Annotated in this window: 9 protein-coding genes; 8 read left to right on the top strand and 1 reads right to left on the bottom strand. The window is 60.1% G+C overall.

What is annotated here, in order from left to right:
* Positions 1 to 3: 3 nt before the first annotated feature.
* From QMK54_RS14845 to QMK54_RS14810, 8 genes are all read left to right on the top strand, one after another.
* A complete protein-coding gene (locus QMK54_RS14845) occupies positions 4 to 339 on the top strand; it encodes a DUF2934 domain-containing protein (RefSeq protein WP_110659920.1) in 336 nt (111 codons plus the stop codon).
* Positions 340 to 490: 151 nt separating this feature from the next.
* A complete protein-coding gene (gene glgX / locus QMK54_RS14840) occupies positions 491 to 2,653 on the top strand; it encodes a glycogen debranching protein GlgX (protein WP_110660919.1) in 2,163 nt (720 codons plus the stop codon).
* A gap of 216 nt (positions 2,654 to 2,869) precedes the next feature.
* Positions 2,870 to 3,628 carry a PIG-L deacetylase family protein gene (locus tag QMK54_RS14835; RefSeq protein ID WP_110660920.1) on the top strand — a complete coding sequence of 253 codons (759 nt, stop codon included), beginning with the start codon at positions 2,870 to 2,872 and terminating at the stop codon, positions 3,626 to 3,628.
* A 114-nt stretch (positions 3,629 to 3,742) separates the two neighbouring features.
* Positions 3,743 to 4,507, top strand: a complete 765-nt coding sequence (locus QMK54_RS14830; protein ID WP_110660921.1) for an endonuclease/exonuclease/phosphatase family protein — start codon at positions 3,743 to 3,745, stop codon at positions 4,505 to 4,507.
* 274 nt (positions 4,508 to 4,781) lie between these two features.
* Complete coding sequence (locus QMK54_RS14825) at positions 4,782 to 7,370, top strand: autotransporter outer membrane beta-barrel domain-containing protein (RefSeq protein ID WP_320402812.1); 2,589 nt, start codon at positions 4,782 to 4,784, stop codon at positions 7,368 to 7,370.
* A 301-nt stretch (positions 7,371 to 7,671) separates the two neighbouring features.
* Positions 7,672 to 8,739 (top strand): autotransporter outer membrane beta-barrel domain-containing protein, encoded by a 1,068-nt coding sequence (locus tag QMK54_RS14820; protein WP_320402811.1) that lies wholly within the window; start codon positions 7,672 to 7,674, stop codon positions 8,737 to 8,739.
* 336 nt (positions 8,740 to 9,075) lie between these two features.
* Positions 9,076 to 11,763, top strand: a complete 2,688-nt coding sequence (locus QMK54_RS14815) for an autotransporter outer membrane beta-barrel domain-containing protein (protein WP_320402810.1) — start codon at positions 9,076 to 9,078, stop codon at positions 11,761 to 11,763.
* Positions 11,763 to 14,555 (top strand): RHS repeat-associated core domain-containing protein, encoded by a 2,793-nt coding sequence (locus tag QMK54_RS14810; protein ID WP_320402809.1) that lies wholly within the window; start codon positions 11,763 to 11,765, stop codon positions 14,553 to 14,555. The genes QMK54_RS14815 and QMK54_RS14810 overlap by 1 nt, the downstream gene beginning before the upstream one ends.
* A gap of 123 nt (positions 14,556 to 14,678) precedes the next feature.
* Here QMK54_RS14810 and glgB read toward each other — a convergent pair whose 3' ends face one another.
* On the bottom strand, positions 14,679 to 16,910 hold the full coding sequence (gene glgB / locus QMK54_RS14805) for a 1,4-alpha-glucan branching protein GlgB (RefSeq protein WP_320402808.1): 2,232 nt from the start codon (positions 16,908 to 16,910) through the stop codon (positions 14,679 to 14,681).

Raw genomic sequence — 16,910 nt, 5'->3', positions numbered from 1 at the left:
GCAATGAGTACCGACGATAAACGCATCCGCGAATTCGCCTATCAGATCTGGGAGTCCGAAGGAAAACCCGAAGGTCAGGAAGCCCGCCACTGGGAGATGGCGCGCAAGCTGGCAGAAGCCGAAGCCCTGGCCCCGAAAAAGTCCCCGAAGGTCGCCGCCAGCAAGGCAGCGCCGAAGAAAACCGCCGACGCAAAACCTGGCCCCGACAAGACGCTCAACGGCAAGACCGCCGCGTCGAAGACCAAGGCCAAACCGGCGGCAGCGTCGAAAGTGCTCCCGCCAGGAGAAAAGGCCGCGGAGAAAAAACCCCGGGCGCCGCGAAAACCGCCCGCGATCTGATTAGGTCCAAGACATACCTGTGGGAGCGGGCTTGCTCGCGAAAGCGGCGTTTCAGACAACACAAATGTTGAATGTCAGACCGCATTCGCGAGCAAGCCCGCTCCCACAGGTTGCAGTGCTGATCCGCGAGTATTTGTACCCAGGAGCATTCATGACCAGCCCAAAGAAAGCCGCCGCGCCAGCCCCACGCGCTGAAGCCACGCGAATCCGCGAAGGCCTGCCCTTCCCACTGGGCGCCACCTGGGATGGACTGGGAGTCAACTTCGCCCTGTTTTCCGCCCACGCCACCCGGGTTGAACTGTGCCTGTTCGACGACGCCGGCGAGGTGGAACTCGAACGCATCGAACTGCCCGAATACACCGACGAGATCTACCACGGCTACCTGCCCGACGCCCATCCGGGGCAGATCTATGGCTATCGCGTGTACGGCCCGTACGACCCCGCCAATGGCCATCGCTTCAACCCCAACAAACTGCTGATCGACCCCTACGCCAAACAACTGGTGGGCAAGCTGAAATGGTCCGAAGCGCTGTTCGGCTACACCATCGGCCACCCCGACGCCGACCTCAGCTTCGATGAACGCGACAGCGCGCCCTTCGTGCCCAAGTGCAAGGTCATCGACCCGGCGCACACCTGGGGCCACGATCATCGAGTCAGCGTGCCGTGGGACAAGACGATCATTTATGAAACCCATGTCCGCGGTTTCAGCATGCGTCACCCCTCGGTTCCCGAAAACGTGCGCGGCACCTTTGCCGGCTTGATGGTCGATGACGTGGTGGAACACATCCGCAAGCTCGGCGTGTCGACCGTGGAGTTGCTGCCGATCCACGCGTTCGTCAACGACCAGCATTTGCTGCACAAGGGCATGACCAATTACTGGGGCTACAACAGCATTGCCTTTTTCGCCCCCGACCCGCGTTACCTGGCCAGCGGCAAGATTGCCGAGTTCAAGGAAATGGTCGCGCACCTGCACGAAGCCAATCTGGAAGTGATCCTCGACGTGGTCTACAACCACACCGCCGAGGGCAACGAACAAGGCCCGACCCTGTCGATGCGCGGCATCGACAATGCGTCCTACTATCGTCTGATGCCCGAGGACAAGCGCTTCTATATCAACGATTCCGGCACCGGCAACACCCTCGACCTGAGCCACCCCTGCGTACTGCAAATGGTCACCGACTCCCTGCGCTACTGGGCCTCGGAAATGCACGTGGACGGTTTCCGCTTCGACCTGGCGACCATTCTCGGGCGTTACCACGACGGCTTCGACGAGCGCCACAGTTTCCTCGTCGCCTGCCGCCAAGACCCGGTGCTGCGCCAGGTCAAACTGATTGCCGAACCCTGGGACTGCGGCCCCGGCGGTTACCAGGTCGGCCGCTTCCCGCCGGGGTGGGTCGAGTGGAACGACAAATTCCGCGACACCGTACGCTCGTTCTGGAAAGGTGATGACGGGCAACTGGCGGACTTTGCCAGCCGCCTGACCGCTTCGGGGGAGATGTTCAATCAACGTGGCCGGCGGCCCTATTCATCGGTCAATTTCGTCACCGCCCATGATGGCTTCACCCTCAATGACCTGGTGTCTTACAACGACAAGCACAACGAAGCCAACGACGAAGACAATCAGGACGGCAGCAACAACAACCTGTCGTGGAACCACGGCGTCGAAGGCCCCACCGACGACCCCGAGATCAACGCCCTGCGCCATCGGCAGATGCGCAATTTCTTCGCCACCCTGCTGCTGGCCCAAGGCACGCCAATGCTGGTGGCCGGCGACGAGTTCGCCCGGACCCAGGACGGCAACAACAATGCCTACTGCCAGGACAGCGAGATCGGCTGGGTCAACTGGGACCTCAGCGAAGACGGCAAGGCCCTGCTCAAGTTCGTCAAACGCCTGATCAAGTTGCGCCTGACCTACCCGATCCTGCGCCGCGGGCGTTTCCTGGTGGGTAATTACAACGAAGACATCGGCGTCAAGGACGTGACCTGGCTGGCGCCGGACGGATCGGAAATGACCACCAAGCAATGGCACGATGCGCACAATCGCTGCCTGGGCATGCTGCTCGATGGCCGCGCCCAGGAAACCGGCATCCGCCGCAAAGGCGCCGACGCGACGTTGATGCTGGTGTTCAACGCCCATCACGACATCGTCAACTTCCGCCTGCCGGAGGTGCCTGACGGTGGTTTCTGGACGTGCATGATCGACACCAACCAGCCGTCGATCCGTGGCCAGGAGCGCTTCGAGTTCGGCCACGAGTACTCGGTCACCGGCCGCTCGCTGCTGCTGTTCGAGTTGCAGCATGAGGAAGAAGAGTAACGACGAGGTCGAGGAATTCACCGCGCCACTGCCGCAGGGCGGAAAAGTCATTTTGCTTGAGTTGGCGACGCGACGAATAGCATTACATGAGCAATACTCGATTCGCGGCCATCCAGGGTTGGGCTTGTCGCACCACGCTATCCACCAGCCCTCACGGGTCGGCCGGGCCAGACCCGCGCACGACTGAAGGCGAAGCAGAACAAGGACGTAATACCCATGAAATCCGTTTCCGTCAGCGAAGCCAGCCTGCCATCACAGATCTGGAACAGTGCCCCGCAACTGGACAGCATTGCGGTCATCAGCACCCAATCCCTGGTGCCCAGCGGCGCACGCGCGGTGTTCATTGCCCCGCACCCCGGCGATGAAGTCGTGGCCTGCGGCGGCCTGCTGCAATTGCTCAGCAACCTCGGCCACCCACTGCAATTGATCTCGATCACCGACGGCAGCGCCAGCCATCCGGGCTCCCGGCAGTGGTCGGAAAAACGCCTCAGTGTTTTTCGCCCCCAGGAAAGCGTTGAAGCCATACGCCGTCTCGGGCTGCCAATGCACAGCCTGAAGTGGATTCGTGGCGGGTTTACCGATAACGCCCTGGTGGAACACGAAGAACAGATCGTCCAGTTCATCACGCGCTACCTGCGCCCCGGCGATGTGGTGTTCAGCACCTGGTGCGAGGACGGCAACGTCGACCACGACACCGTCGGCCGGGCCAGCGCCAGGGCGGCGGCCATCGCCGGGGCAACCTACCACGACGTACCGTTCCGGGCCTGGCACTGGCCGGCCCGGGACCGCGAGCTGATTCCCTGGCATCGCGCGCGCAAGGTGCGCCTCGATACCTGGACAGTCGCCCGCAAGAGCCACGCCATCCATGCCTATGCCAGCCAGCTCGACGGCGAACCGGCCATCGGCCTTGCGCCGTTGCTGCCGCGAACGCTGCTGGAGCGTATCCGTTTGCCTTATGAAATCGTCCTGGTTTGAAATCGCCATCCTTCAGACTGAACTGCACGCCGTCACCTCAGTCGCATACATAAGCAGCCCTGAATCAGAGGAGTGCATGTGGCCAGTCATTCAAAACGGCAGGAAGCCGAATCAATGCCATTGAACACGCCTGCGGCCATTCATCGGCTTCGCGTGCTGACGGTCAATACCCACAAGGGATTTACCGCGCTCAACCGGCGCTTCATCCTCCCCGAGCTGCGTGAAGCGGTGCGCAGTACGTCGGCAGACCTGGTGTTCCTGCAAGAAGTCGTCGGCGAGCACGACCGTCACTCTTCCCGCTACAACGATTGGCCACAAACCTCGCAGTATGAATTTCTCGCCGACAGCATGTGGAGCGACTTCGCCTATGGGCGCAATGCCGTCTATCCCGACGGCCATCACGGCAACGCCCTGCTGTCGAAATACCCGATCCGCGAATACCGCAATCTCGACGTCTCCATCACCGGCCCGGAACGCCGCGGCCTGCTGCACTGCGTGCTGGACGTGCCGGGGCATAGCGAAGTGCATGCCATCTGCGTGCACCTCAGCCTGCTGGAAAGCCATCGTCAGCTGCAGCTGCAGCTGCTCTGTCAGCTCCTTGAGTCCCTGCCTGACCACGCACCGGTGATCATTGCCGGCGACTTCAACGACTGGCAGATGCAAGGCAATGCCGCCCTGGCCCGCCGCGATTACTTGCACGAAGCCTTCGAACGCCACCATGGCCGCCCGGCCAAGACCTACCCCGCCAGGTTTCCCTTGTTGCGCCTGGACCGCATCTACCTGCGCAACGCCAGCAGCCACGAGCCGAAAATACTCGGGAGCAAGCCGTGGACGCACCTTTCAGACCATTTGCCGCTGGCGGTGGAAGTGCATCTTTGAATCACGGCCTTTCAGTGCAAAGTGGCGAAAAATCATCCCCCACCTGTTACTTCTGACAGTAGCCACGCTGGATCGGTGCCTGCTACGTTGGTGACGCCCTGACGGAAATCCGCAGGGGCTTGCGCCACACACGTAGCGCCTTGGTTGCCGAAGGTACTTGCGGGTCATTGTTTCTCCCGATGTTGTCTTGCAACTCGCGCTGCCAAGCACGTCCGGTTCCTGGCCATTGATGAAGGCCAAGGGAACGGAAGTTGATCCCATCGCGGAGGCAAGCATGGAGTTTTCGACAGATCTGCCCAAATACCGTTTCGGCGCGTACCTGTTCTCAATCTGGTTATGTGCGAACTGGTCTCAAGCAGCCCACGCCGCCTGCTCACTCACCCCCACCGCCGGCAACGACAACTTCGTCTGCGACAGCGCCACCAGCGGACCGTTGACCGATTTGTCGGGCAATAACTCCCTGACCTTCCCCGCCAATGGCACCGGCAGGATCAACGGCAACGTGACCTTCGGTGCCGGCACCGACACGGTGAACATGGCCTCCGGCACCGTGGCCGGCGAAGTGAATCAGGGCGACGGCGCGGACAACTTCACGATCAGCGCCGGGCAAGTCACCGGGGCGGTCAGCCAGGGGAATGGCATCGATAACTTCGTCATGCCTGGCGGGACTATTCAGTCCCTGGCCCAAGGGGATGGTCGCGATACCTTCCTGATGACCGGCGGCACCATCGTCGGTGCCTTCGAGGACGGCGACGTCGCCAGGATGACCGCTGGCACCATCGGCCGGGTCGACATGAAACTCGACAACAATCTCTTCGACATGTCGGGCGGGCAGATCCTTGGCAACTTGGTGACCGGTTTGGGCACCGATACCATCATCGTTTCCGGCGGGCGTATCGGCGGCAACATCAGTGTCAGCAATGGCAACGACAGCATCACCGTCACGGGCGGGGAAATTGTCGGCGAGATCCGCGCCGGCAACGGCGACGACAGTCTGGTATGGGACGGGGGCGGGATCATTCGCTCGCAAATCCTGCTGGCGGCGGACAGTGATCGCGTGACCCTGCGCAACCTGAGCGAAAGCACTCTCGCCCTCACCCCGAGCATCAACGGCGGTGTCGGCGATGACCTGTTGACCCTTGATCACACCACCTCGTCAGGCGCCGCCCGCTATATCAACTGGGAAACCGTCAACCTGGTCAACGGTTCGCGCTTCGATCTGGATGGCAACTTTCAATTGGGAGACAGCACCAGCGGCACGGGCGTGTTCAACGTCGATGGCAGCAGTACGCTGACATCGGTGCAGGACAGCATCACGCCATTGACCGCAGGTCGGCTCGTTACCTTGAACAACAGCGGGGTTATCGATCTCACCCGTGCCAACTCGCGCACCAATGACACCCTGACGGTTGCAGGCAATTACGTGGGTAATGGCGGTCAATTGCTCTTGCAAAGCGCCGTGGGCGACGACAACTCTCCCAGCGACAAGCTGGTGGTCAACAACGGGACGCTGACCGGCAGCACCCTGATCACCGTCAATAACGTGGGCGGCGTGGGCGCCCTGACCCGGCAAAACGGTATTCAACTGGTGCAGGCCCAAGGCACGGCACTCAGCGACAACACTGCGTTTGTCCTCACGACCCCGGTGTCGGTGGGCGCCTTCGATTACCGCCTGTTCAAAGGCGGTATCACGCCCGGTAGCGAAAACAGCTGGTACTTGCGCTCCTCGGTGATAGCGCCGCCAGTGGTTGCCGTCGCCAATCCCGATCCCGCCTTGCCGCCGACGCTGGTGCCGGTGGTCGCAGTACCGGTGGCCGCGCCGGTTGTTACGGCTGTCGGGGTTGATGGAGTGGCGACAGTCGAAGCCCCGGTGTTACCGGCCGCCGTACCCGGAGCAGCGCCCATCCCCCTGTATCGCGAGGCGGTGCCCACCTGGTCGGTGGTGCCGCCAGCCGCAGCACAATTGAGCCTGACGGCGTTGGGCACCTTTCATGACCGTCAGGGTGATCAGCGCCTGCTGACGCAAACCGGTACCTTGAGCGCCGGTTGGGGCCGGGTCTACGGCAAGAACCTCGAGCAGACCTGGTCCGGCACCGTTTCGCCAAAACTGGATGGTTCGCTCAATGGCTTTCAGGTCGGCACTGATCTGTTCGGTTCGCAACTGGCCAGCGGGCAAACCCAACGCAGCGGTTTCTTTATCGGCCACAGTCGCCTGCAAGGCGATGTCGACGGTTTCAACCAGGGTTTCGAAGGCAAACGCTCCGGCAAAGTGGAATTGCAAGGTGACAGCCTCGGCGCGTGCTGGACCCTCACCGACCCCGCCGGGGCCTATCTCGACACCGTGGCCATGTACACCTGGCTCAACGGTGACAATCACTCCGAAAGCGGCCTGAAGTTCGACAATGAGGGTCACGTCACGACGTTATCGGCAGAAGTCGGGTATCCGCTTGCGCTGGCCGGCAGCTGGGTGGTTGAACCCCAGGTCCAGGCGATTTATCAGAAGGTCAAGCTCGACAGTCAGGATGACGGCATCTCCCATGTCTCGTTCGATTCCGACAGCGCCTGGACCGGCCGCGTCGGGGCACGCCTCAAAGGGCGCTATGAGGTCAGTGGCCGGCCGCTGGAACCGTATCTGCGGGCCAATATCTGGCACACTTTCACCGGCACCGACACGGTCACCTTTGACCATGTCGATCAGATCGAAACCCAACAACGGACCTCGTCCGCCGACCTCGGTATCGGCATGGTACTGAGCGTCGCGTCATCCGTCAGTGTGTATGCCGGCGTCGACTACACCAGCAATATCGACAGCACTCAACAACGGGGAACATTCGGTAACGTTGGGGTTCGGGTGCAGTGGTGAGGGGTTCAAACCCCTCAATCCCGAGGTTTTTTTGGTGATCCTTCGAACAAACAAGTACTTGGAGTACACGCCAAAAATCAGTCATTTGAACCATTACCACTGATCGGCCATCTTCTTGACTCGACTGTTTCCGTCTTCTTGACTTCACGTTACTACCCCCGGAATTACCACCAGGACCAGCCTCGGGCTCCCGTAAAAACGGGCTGCCCGTGCTGCCCCCCTAATCCATTCGGTCGCCCCTCATTCGGGGTAGGAGAGACGCCAGAGCGAGATACCTCATGCGACTGCAAGGTAGACCTCCATGAAAATTTCACTCACATCACACGAGATCAGAATCACTTTTTGCACTGTGTCTACTTCACTCCTGCTGTGTTCCTCCATGCAAGTGCAGGCCGCCACTGCCGAGCAGGAAACAACGCCATGGTATCGGCAGGACATCCCGACACCCGGTCTGTCTAGCCTTGCAGCAACCTGGCCCGGTCAATTCAGCACTCATCCCGATCTGCGCAGCTCCAGCCTGACCACCGAAGACGCCGCGCCCACGGCCTGGGAGCAACTCTACGGCCAGCCGTCTCGCCAGGCACAATCCGATGACCTTTCCCAGGGCCTGGCCGTTCCCGGCACTAACGAACTCAAGGGTCCGGCGATCCTCACCCTACAAAGCGCCAGCGGCCATACGCAGAGGGTTGGCCTGGTCGGTGGCACGAGCCAGATCCAGTTCAACAGCAACGGCGCGCAGGTCACCCCGGCAATGTCCGACCCCAACCGCGACACGCTCAACCTCCAGGGGCAAAGCCTCGGCGCCTATTGGAGCCTGACCGGTCCGCAAGGCTGGCACGTCGACCTGACTGCCAGCGGTGGTCGAGTCAGCGGCTTCAGCCGCAACGAACAAGGGACCCGAAGAGCCACCGAGGGCAGCGCCATGACGCTGTCGGTGGAAGGTGGCTTCCCTATCGGCCTGGGCGAAAACTGGGTGATTGAACCCCAGGCGCAATTGATCAATCAGCGCATCACCCTGGACACCCCGTATGCCGGGTCGGGCAACGCCTCCTCTACTGACCTGACCTCGTGGAGTGGCCGGGTCGGTGCGCGCTTGAAAGGCAGTTACGACATCAACGGGATGCCGGTCGAACCTTACGTGCGGACCAACTTGTGGCACACCGTGTACACAGGCAACACCGTGACCCTCGATCAGGTCGACAAGATCAGCAGCAGCCGCAACTCCTCGACCGTTGAACTGGGCCTTGGCCTGGTCACCAGGGTTAGCCCGACCGTGAGCCTGTACATCAGCGCCGACTACAGCAGCGACGTGGACGACAACGACCTGAACGGGCTGATCGGCAGCCTGGGTGTGCGGATGCGCTGGTGAGGAGCGAGTCTCAAAAGATGCAGTTACGGGGTGGACGTCTGCTGAAGGCTTGGTGTTTCCTCAGTAGGCGTTCCGTCGCAAGCGCCGTACCTGGAACCGTTATTTTCCCTCAATACCTGTTATTTCTGACAGTAGCGCGTCGACTGACCTGTTGATACCGTGGAAACAGCACTGTGCATTGTGATGTGCAGTCGATAAAACCATGCCAACTGGTTGCATAGCCCGATGTTTTCCGATGCAGGAAACCAGCAGTCCCTGATCCGTATCGCTTTCGACATTGCCATGGTCTGACCCGCAGGAGCGGGCAAGGCACATCCCATCGAGCGAGGATGGATCATGAGTAAGGCACTTTCGTCTCTCAAGTACCTGGGCACAGGCACCCTGTCGTTAATGATCATGGCGGGCTGGCCGCTCAATTCTCACGCCGACTGCACACTGGTGCCCACTGCAGGCGATGACAGCTTTACCTGCAGCAGCGGCACCGGCTCGGGGCTCTCGGACACGGGCGGCAATAACAGCCTGACATTTCCGCAAGGCGGTACCGGCACCCTCAATGGCAATGTCACCTTTGGCGCTGGCAATGATCTTGTGCATTTGAGTTCAGGCAGCGTCATTGGCGCCGTGGACATGGGTGACGGTGCAAACATCCTGCAGCTCTTCAACGGGGCCATCAGCGGTCCGATCCGCCAAGGTGATGGCACCAACATCGTGCAGGTCAGCGGCGGTTCAGCCACCACCTTCACCCAGGGCGCTAGTAACGACAGTTTCACCATCAGCGGTGGCACCATCACCTCCCTGTCCCAAGGCGCAGGCCATGACGTCTTCACGATGAGCACCGGCACCATTACCGGTAGCGTTGAAGACAGTGAACAGGCCCTCATGAGCGGGGGTAGCATTGGCCGGGTCGCGATGAATCTGGACCTTAACTCATTCGAATTGCTTGGTGGCCGGATCGTCGGCGACCTGGACGCCGGAACCGACAACAACGCCGTCACCATCAAGGGCGGTACGGTTGGCGGAAATATTATCGTCAGTGGCGGCGGTAACGTGATCACGGTCAGCGCAGGCGAGATCAATGGCCAGGTTCGTGGTGGTCGCGGCAATGACACTTTCACCTGGGATACCGGCGGGCTGATTCACTCGGCCATCCTGATGGGCGGTGGCGACGATCAAGCGTTGCTGCACAATCTCAACGAAACCAGCCTGTCGTCCACACCGGGCATCGATGGCGGGCCGGGCAACGACAGCCTGACGTTCGATAACAGCCAATCCGCCAGCCCGGGACGCTACCCCCATTGGGAAACCGTGAATCTGGATAACGACTCGCGCTTCAACCTGAATGGAAATTTCGTCCTCGGCGACAGCGTTTCCGCCACCGGTACGTTCAACGTTGGCGGCGGTAGTGTGTTGTTGGTCGACCAGGGCAGCATCACACCGTTCAGCGCCGGACAGTTAGCGACGTTGAACAACAAGGGCCTGATCGACATGACCAGCGGTAACGCCACAGCGACCAACCGACTCACGGTCCAGGGCAATTACTTTGGCGACAATGGGCAACTGCGCCTGCACAGTGTTTTGGCCAGCGACAATGCAGCCAGCGACAAACTGGTGGTGGAGCGAGGTACGCTGCAAGGTTCCACCAATATCAACATCGTCAACCTCGCCGGTGCTGGCGATCTGACACGACAAAACGGCATCCTGGTGGTGCAGGCGCTCAATGGCGCCACGGGCAGTGACCGGGCGTTCACTTCCCCCGGACCCATTTCCGCCGGAGCCTATGAGTACTATCTGTTCAAGGGTGGCGTCACCCCGGGCACAGCCCAGAACTGGTACTTGCGTTCCGCCGTCGTGGCGCCTCCACTGCCCGGCCCGGAGGACCCTCACGTGCCCTTGCCCAATCCGGAAGACCCTCACGTGCCCTTGCCCAACCCGGAAGACCCTCACGTGCCCTTGCCCGAACCGGAACACCCTCCGGTGCCGCTGCCAGGCGTCATCCTCGATCCGGGCGGCACAATTCTGCCGACCTTACCGGACTTGCCGGAAACCGAACCCGGCAAACCGCCAATTCCAATCTATCGCCCGGAAGTCCCGGTGTATTCCGCACTCTTGCCTGCCGTCAAGCAGATGACCCTGGCCGCCCTTGGCACCTTCCATGAACGCCAGGGCGATCAGAACCAACAACATCAGACAGGCACAATGGCGGCCGGCTGGGGTCGGTTTTATGCCAGTAACAGCCGCCAGACCTTTGCTGGCACGGTTAATCCGCGTCTGGACGGTTCGACGACGGGTTATCAGGTCGGCAGCGACCTGTACGGCTGGACCACCGCTGATGAACAAACGCAAAAGATCGGATTTTTTGTCGGTCACAGCCGAGCGCAAGGCGACATTGACGGCTTCAATCGCGGATTCGAGCACCGTGACGCCGGCAAGAGTACGCTGCGCGGCAATAGCGTGGGCCTGTACTGGACACTCATTGACCCCTACGGCTGGTACATCGACAGCGTGCTGATGTGGACGGAACTGGACATCAACAGCGAGTCCATTCGCGCAGTCAAGCTCAACACCCGCGGCCACGCGATGACGTTGTCCGTCGAGGCCGGCTATCCACTGCAGGTTTTCCAGTCCTGGGTTCTTGAGCCGCAAGTGCAACTGATCAACCAGCACAGCGCCTTGGACGGACAGAACGACGGGATCTCCGATGTCGACTTCGATGCCGACAACAGCGTAACCGCTCGACTCGGTGCCCGACTGCGCGGCACCTATCAGCTGGCCGGCATGCCCGCGCTGCCCTACGTGCGCAGCAATGTCTGGCATACCTTGTCCGGCACCGACCGGGTGACCTTCAACAACTTCACGGCGATCGACACCCAGCAGAAGTCCACGACCATGGACCTGAGCATGGGTATGACCCTGCAGGTTTCGAACGCTTTGAGCCTGTATGGCGAGGCTGGCTACGAGACCCAACTTGACAGCAATGCACTGAACGGACGCACGGCGACACTCGGAGTAAGGCTGGATTTTTGATGATGACCAGGGACTTGGAACATCTACATCGTGGCACACCGGCCCTTGCGGTTGCAGACCCGCGCGGGCTGGCGGTCAGGGCAATTCAGTACCATCGGCGGCAGACGGTCGATCCGGTTGAAGCGCGGGTGACGCATCAACGCTTCGATGCCGCTGGCCGCCCCGTGGCTAGCCGTGATCCGTATCTGTTTGCCTTGGCGCAGGACGATTTGTCGGTGCCGGCCAATCTCAGCCAGGTGTTCAGTTTGTCAGCTGTAGCGTTGTCGAGTGACAGCGTGGATGCGGGTTGGCGAGTAGCGTTGCACGGTGCGGCCGGGCAGCGCGTCGAGGCCTGGGATGGCCGAGGCAGTCACTCCCTGACTGAGTTCGATGAACTGCTGCGACCGGTGGCCGTGCATGAGGACGGTGAAGATTTCGCCAAGTGTGTGCTTGAGCGTTTTACCTATGCGGGAGTCGATGCCGACGCCGCCTCGCACAATCTGTGCGGTCAGTTGATTCGCCATGACGATCCGGCCGGAACCCTGCACCTGCGCGAACTCGGCATTGCTGGGGCGCTACTGCAACAGACCCGGCACTTTTTGCTGGAGACCGATCCGGTCAACTGGCCCGACAACGTGGTCGCGCGCGATGCCTTGCTTGAGCCCACCGACGGCGCCACCACCGCGCTGCACTATGCCGCCAGCGGCGAATTGCTCCGGCAAATCGATGCACTGGGCAATCATCAGCGTTTTACCTACACTAACGCCGCCGAACTGAAAGACACGCGACTGACCTTGGCCGGCCCCGGCCAGACAGAACGAACGCTGGTCAGCGATCTGCAGTACAACGCCTTCAGCCAGATCGAGTCGGAAACCGCCGGCAACGGCGTGATCACCCGCCACCACTACGACCCTGCGGATGGCCGCCTCATCGTCTTGAGTGCCCACAAAGCCAACGGCTCGCCGCTGCAAAATCTGAAGTACCGTTACGACGCCGCCGGCAACGTACGAACCCTTCAGGACACCGCCCAACCGATCCGCTACTTCAACAACCAGCGCATCGAACCGATCAAGACCTATTGCTACGACACCCTCAATCAATTGATCGAAGCCACCGGATGGGAAGCCAAAACCGGCCACGGCGGCCCCGCCCTGCCCAACCTGCAACCCCTGCCCCTCGACCCTAACCAGATCGCCCAGTACACCCAGACCTTCCACTACGACGCTGGCGGCAATCTGCTGGACCTGAAACATGTCGGCGCTCAGACCCATGGCCGCACCTTGACCCGCGCCCGATACAGCAACCGTTGCCTGCCCGAGCGCAATGGCCGCCCACCGACTGAAGCCGAACTGGCCACCGGTTTCGATGCCAATGGCAACCTGTGTGAGTTGCAAGCCGGCCAGTCGATGGGTTGGGATTTGCGTAATCAACTGTCCACCGTGCGCCCGGTGATTCGCGAAGACGGCAATGACGATTACGAACGTTACCTCTATGACGGCGGCGGCCAGCGGGTTCGCAAGCTCCGTGCAAACCAGGCCAACGCCCGAACGTTGATCAGCGAAGTGCGCTACCTGCACGGTGTGGAAATCCGTAGGCACGGTGGTACGGGGGAAATCCTCCACGTGATCAATGCCAGTGCAGGCAGCAACAGCGTGCAAGTGCTGCATTGGGCCACCAATCCACCCGAAGACATTGGCAACGATCTAGTGCGATACAACCTCAATGACCACTTGAAATCCAGCGCCCTGGAATTGGACCAAACCGCCGACCTGATCAGCCAGGAATGGTACTACCCGTTTGGCGGTACAGCGTGTTTCGCGGCCCGCTCGGCCACTGAAGCCAAGTACAAGACCGTGCGTTATTCAGGCAAGGAGCGGGATGCGACAGGGCTTTATTATTATGGGTTCAGGTATTACGCGCCGTGGTTGCAGCGGTGGATTAATCCGGATCCGGCGGGGTATGTGGATGGAGAGAATCTGTATCGAATGACGAAAAATAACCCGATTACATTTTTGGATGATGATGGGCTTATTACCAAAGAAGATCGAGCTGAACGGCGCCAGCTCGAGCGTAAGCTGCCGATAAGAGCTCGAGGCATGACAGCCATAACGAAATACAACCCAGAGCTCGCCGAAAAAATAAAAAACGGCTTAGATGACTCAAGAACTACTATAGCCAACGCAATCAAGGCTGTGGAAAGTATTGTAAACAACGAAGATGATGGCACCTACTCTGGAATTATCAGTGATTACATGGGAAAAGCCGCACCACCGGAACTTTTACTAGAGAAACTCAAATCCCTCTACGCACTCAGCAGGCAGTACGGTCATAACTCCCAACGAATAGTTGCTGTAGAAATTACTAAACCTGAAACTGGAAACAGTTTGCCACCTTACGCCTTTGTTTATAGTCATTCAACACTAAAAAATATCTACATCAATACCACCTCACTAAATGACCCAAGAGAATTCTTCTCCACCACACTAATTCATGAGTACACGCATGTTTTAGATGAATTGAACACTGCCGATTTTTATTACATCAATGATGACTCGATCTCCGCGACATACAACGCCCAGATCATGGCTTTCGATTGGCTGGAGGGCAGATATACACTAACTGTAAAAAGCACGTACGAAGAGGACTTCATCGAGGCATCCAACGAACCCGATATGCAATCGGCACTGAAAAAATACGCCAACGACAGGGACTTCAGAGAGTTTATTTCAACAGGCAATGCCGACTCATGGAGTGAAATGATCGCCTCACTAAGCACAAGAATAGTCGCTGCACCTCAGCACATATTTGTGTAGGACGACATCAATTGCTGACTCAATGATTGAGTTCACCACGATCCGATCAATACCCCAAAACTCAGCGAGGTGCCTCCCTATAAATCATACAAAAGCAAACTCAGGGAGGCACCTGCAAATACTTTATATCTCCGGCCTTAACATCAACACCGCCAACGGCGGCAAATTCAGCACCAGCGACAACGCCTGCCCATGACTCGGCGTTTCCTCGGCCGCTGCCCCGCCACTGTTGCCGTAATTGGAACCGGCATAAATCGACGAATCACTGTTAAGCACCTCACTCCACTGCCCCGCAAACGGCACCCCAACGCGATAAGCCTCGCGTGGCACCGGCGTAAAGTTGGCCACCACCAGCACCGGTTTACCGTCCTTGCTCCAGCGCAACCACGCATAAACGCTGTTGATCGCATCATCGCCGATCAGCCATTGGAACCCCTGCGGCACATCATCCTGCTCATGCAGCGCCGGTTCTTCACGGTACAGGCGATTGAGGTCACTCACCAGTTTCTGCACCCCCTTGTGCTCGGAGTACTGCAACAGGTACCAGTCCAGTTGCTGATCGTGATTCCACTCGCGCCATTGGCCGAACTCGCAACCCATGAACAGCAGCTTCTTGCCCGGATGCGCCCACATGAAACTCAGGTAGGCCCGCAGGTTGGCGAATTTCTGCCAGCGGTCGCCGGGCATCTTGTCGATCAGCGAGTGTTTGCCGTGCACCACTTCGTCGTGGGAGATCGGCAGGATGAAGCGCTCGGACCAGGCATACACCAGGCCGAAACTCAGTTCGTTGTGGTGATGGGCGCGGTACACCGGATCTTGCTGGATGTAGTGCAGCGAATCGTGCATCCAGCCCATGTTCCATTTGTAGGCAAAGCCCAGGCCGCCCTGTTGCGTACCCTGGCTGACGCCCGGCCAGGCGGTGGATTCTTCGGCGATCACCAGCGCTCCGGGTGCTTCCAGGGCCACCACATCGTTGAGGTGACGCAGGAAATCGATGGCTTCCAGGTTCTCTCGGCCGCCATGGCGGTTCGGCACCCACTCGCCGGCCTTGCGCGAGTAGTCGCGGTACAGCATCGAGGCCACCGCATCGACGCGCAGGCCGTCGACATGGAAATGCTTGAGCCAGTGCAACGCCGACGCCAGCATGTAGCCGTGCACTTCGGTGCGGCCGAGGTTATAGATCAGCGTGTCCCAGTCCTGGTGGAAGCCCTCCTGCGGGTTGCCGTACTCGTACAGGGCCGTGCCGTCGAACTGGGCCAGGCCGTGGGTATCGGTGGGAAAATGCGCCGGTACCCAATCGAGGATCACCCCGAGCTCGGCCTGGTGGCAGGCGTTGATGAACGCGGCGAACTGGTCGGGCGTGCCATAGCGCGCACTCGGCGCGAATTGCGACAGCAGCTGATAGCCCCACGAGCCGCCGAACGGGTGTTCCATGATCGGCATCAGTTCGATGTGGGTGAAGCCCAGCTCTTTCACATAGGGAATCAACCGCTCGGTCAGTTCGGGCCAGGTGTACTGGCGGGCCACTTCGCCCAGATCGTCCAGCTCACATTGCCACGAGCCGGCGTGCAACTCGTAGATCGACAAGGGCGCCGTCACCCGGTGGCGATCGCCCCGGGACATCATCCAGTTCTGGTCCTGCCAGTCGACTTTCAACGGTGACGCGACTTTCGACGCCGTGTCCGGTGGCAGGCTGGTGGCCAGCGCCATGGGATCGGCCTTCAACGGCAGAATGCCGTGGGCGCCGAGAATTTCGTATTTGTAGGTATCACCGGCTTGCAGGCGCGGGATGAACAGTTCCCAGACGCCGGTGGGATGACGCAGGCGCATCGGATGCCGGCGCCCGTCCCAGACGTTGAAATCACCGACTACCGAGACCCGCCGGGCATTGGGTGCCCATACGGCGAAACGCACGCCGTCGACGCCGTCCACGGTTTTCAGTTGCGCACCCAGGCACGCGCTGAGGTCGCGGTGATTACCTTCGGCAAACAGGTACAAATCCATTTCGCCCAACAAGGGGCCGAAGCTGTAAGGGTCTTCTGCCGTCTGCTCGCCGCCGGCCCAACGGGTGCGCAGCAGATACGCCTGTGCACGCTGGAAATGCCCGACAAACAATCCCGGCGTCTCCGTGGTTTGAAGATTCCCAAGCGCTTCGCCCGAGTCCCTGGCCAGTACTTCAACACTCAGGGCGCCCGGCAGATAAGCGCGAATGAACTGCCCGCCGACGCCATCGGCGTGGGGGCCGAGAATTGCAAAAGGATCGATATGCTCGGCACGCACCAACGCATCGATATCCCGCGCTTTGGGCAGCAGCGCTTCTTTGTGATGACCCTGTTCCTTGTTCGAGACACTCAT

The organism is Pseudomonas sp. P5_109 (assembly GCF_034009455.1).
Taxonomy (GTDB): Bacteria; Pseudomonadota; Gammaproteobacteria; order Pseudomonadales; family Pseudomonadaceae; genus Aquipseudomonas.
Note: the sequence above shows the minus strand (reverse complement) of the source record. Positions and strands in the feature narration are given on the sequence as shown.

Excerpts from the sequence above, each read along its gene's own strand:
- QMK54_RS14810 (WP_320402809.1), top strand. The coding sequence starts at position 11,763 with ATGATGACCAGGGACTTGGAACATCTACATCGTGGCACACCGGCCCTT.
- QMK54_RS14835 (WP_110660920.1), top strand. The coding sequence starts at position 2,870 with ATGAAATCCGTTTCCGTCAGCGAAGCCAGCCTGCCATCACAGATCTGG.
- QMK54_RS14825 (WP_320402812.1), top strand. The coding sequence starts at position 4,782 with ATGGAGTTTTCGACAGATCTGCCCAAATACCGTTTCGGCGCGTACCTG.
- QMK54_RS14815 (WP_320402810.1), top strand. The coding sequence starts at position 9,076 with ATGAGTAAGGCACTTTCGTCTCTCAAGTACCTGGGCACAGGCACCCTG.
- glgB (WP_320402808.1), bottom strand. The coding sequence starts at position 16,910 with ATGAGTGTCTCGAACAAGGAACAGGGTCATCACAAAGAAGCGCTGCTG.
- glgX (WP_110660919.1), top strand. The coding sequence starts at position 491 with ATGACCAGCCCAAAGAAAGCCGCCGCGCCAGCCCCACGCGCTGAAGCC.
- QMK54_RS14820 (WP_320402811.1), top strand. The coding sequence starts at position 7,672 with ATGAAAATTTCACTCACATCACACGAGATCAGAATCACTTTTTGCACT.
- QMK54_RS14845 (WP_110659920.1), top strand. The coding sequence starts at position 4 with ATGAGTACCGACGATAAACGCATCCGCGAATTCGCCTATCAGATCTGG.
- QMK54_RS14830 (WP_110660921.1), top strand. The coding sequence starts at position 3,743 with ATGCCATTGAACACGCCTGCGGCCATTCATCGGCTTCGCGTGCTGACG.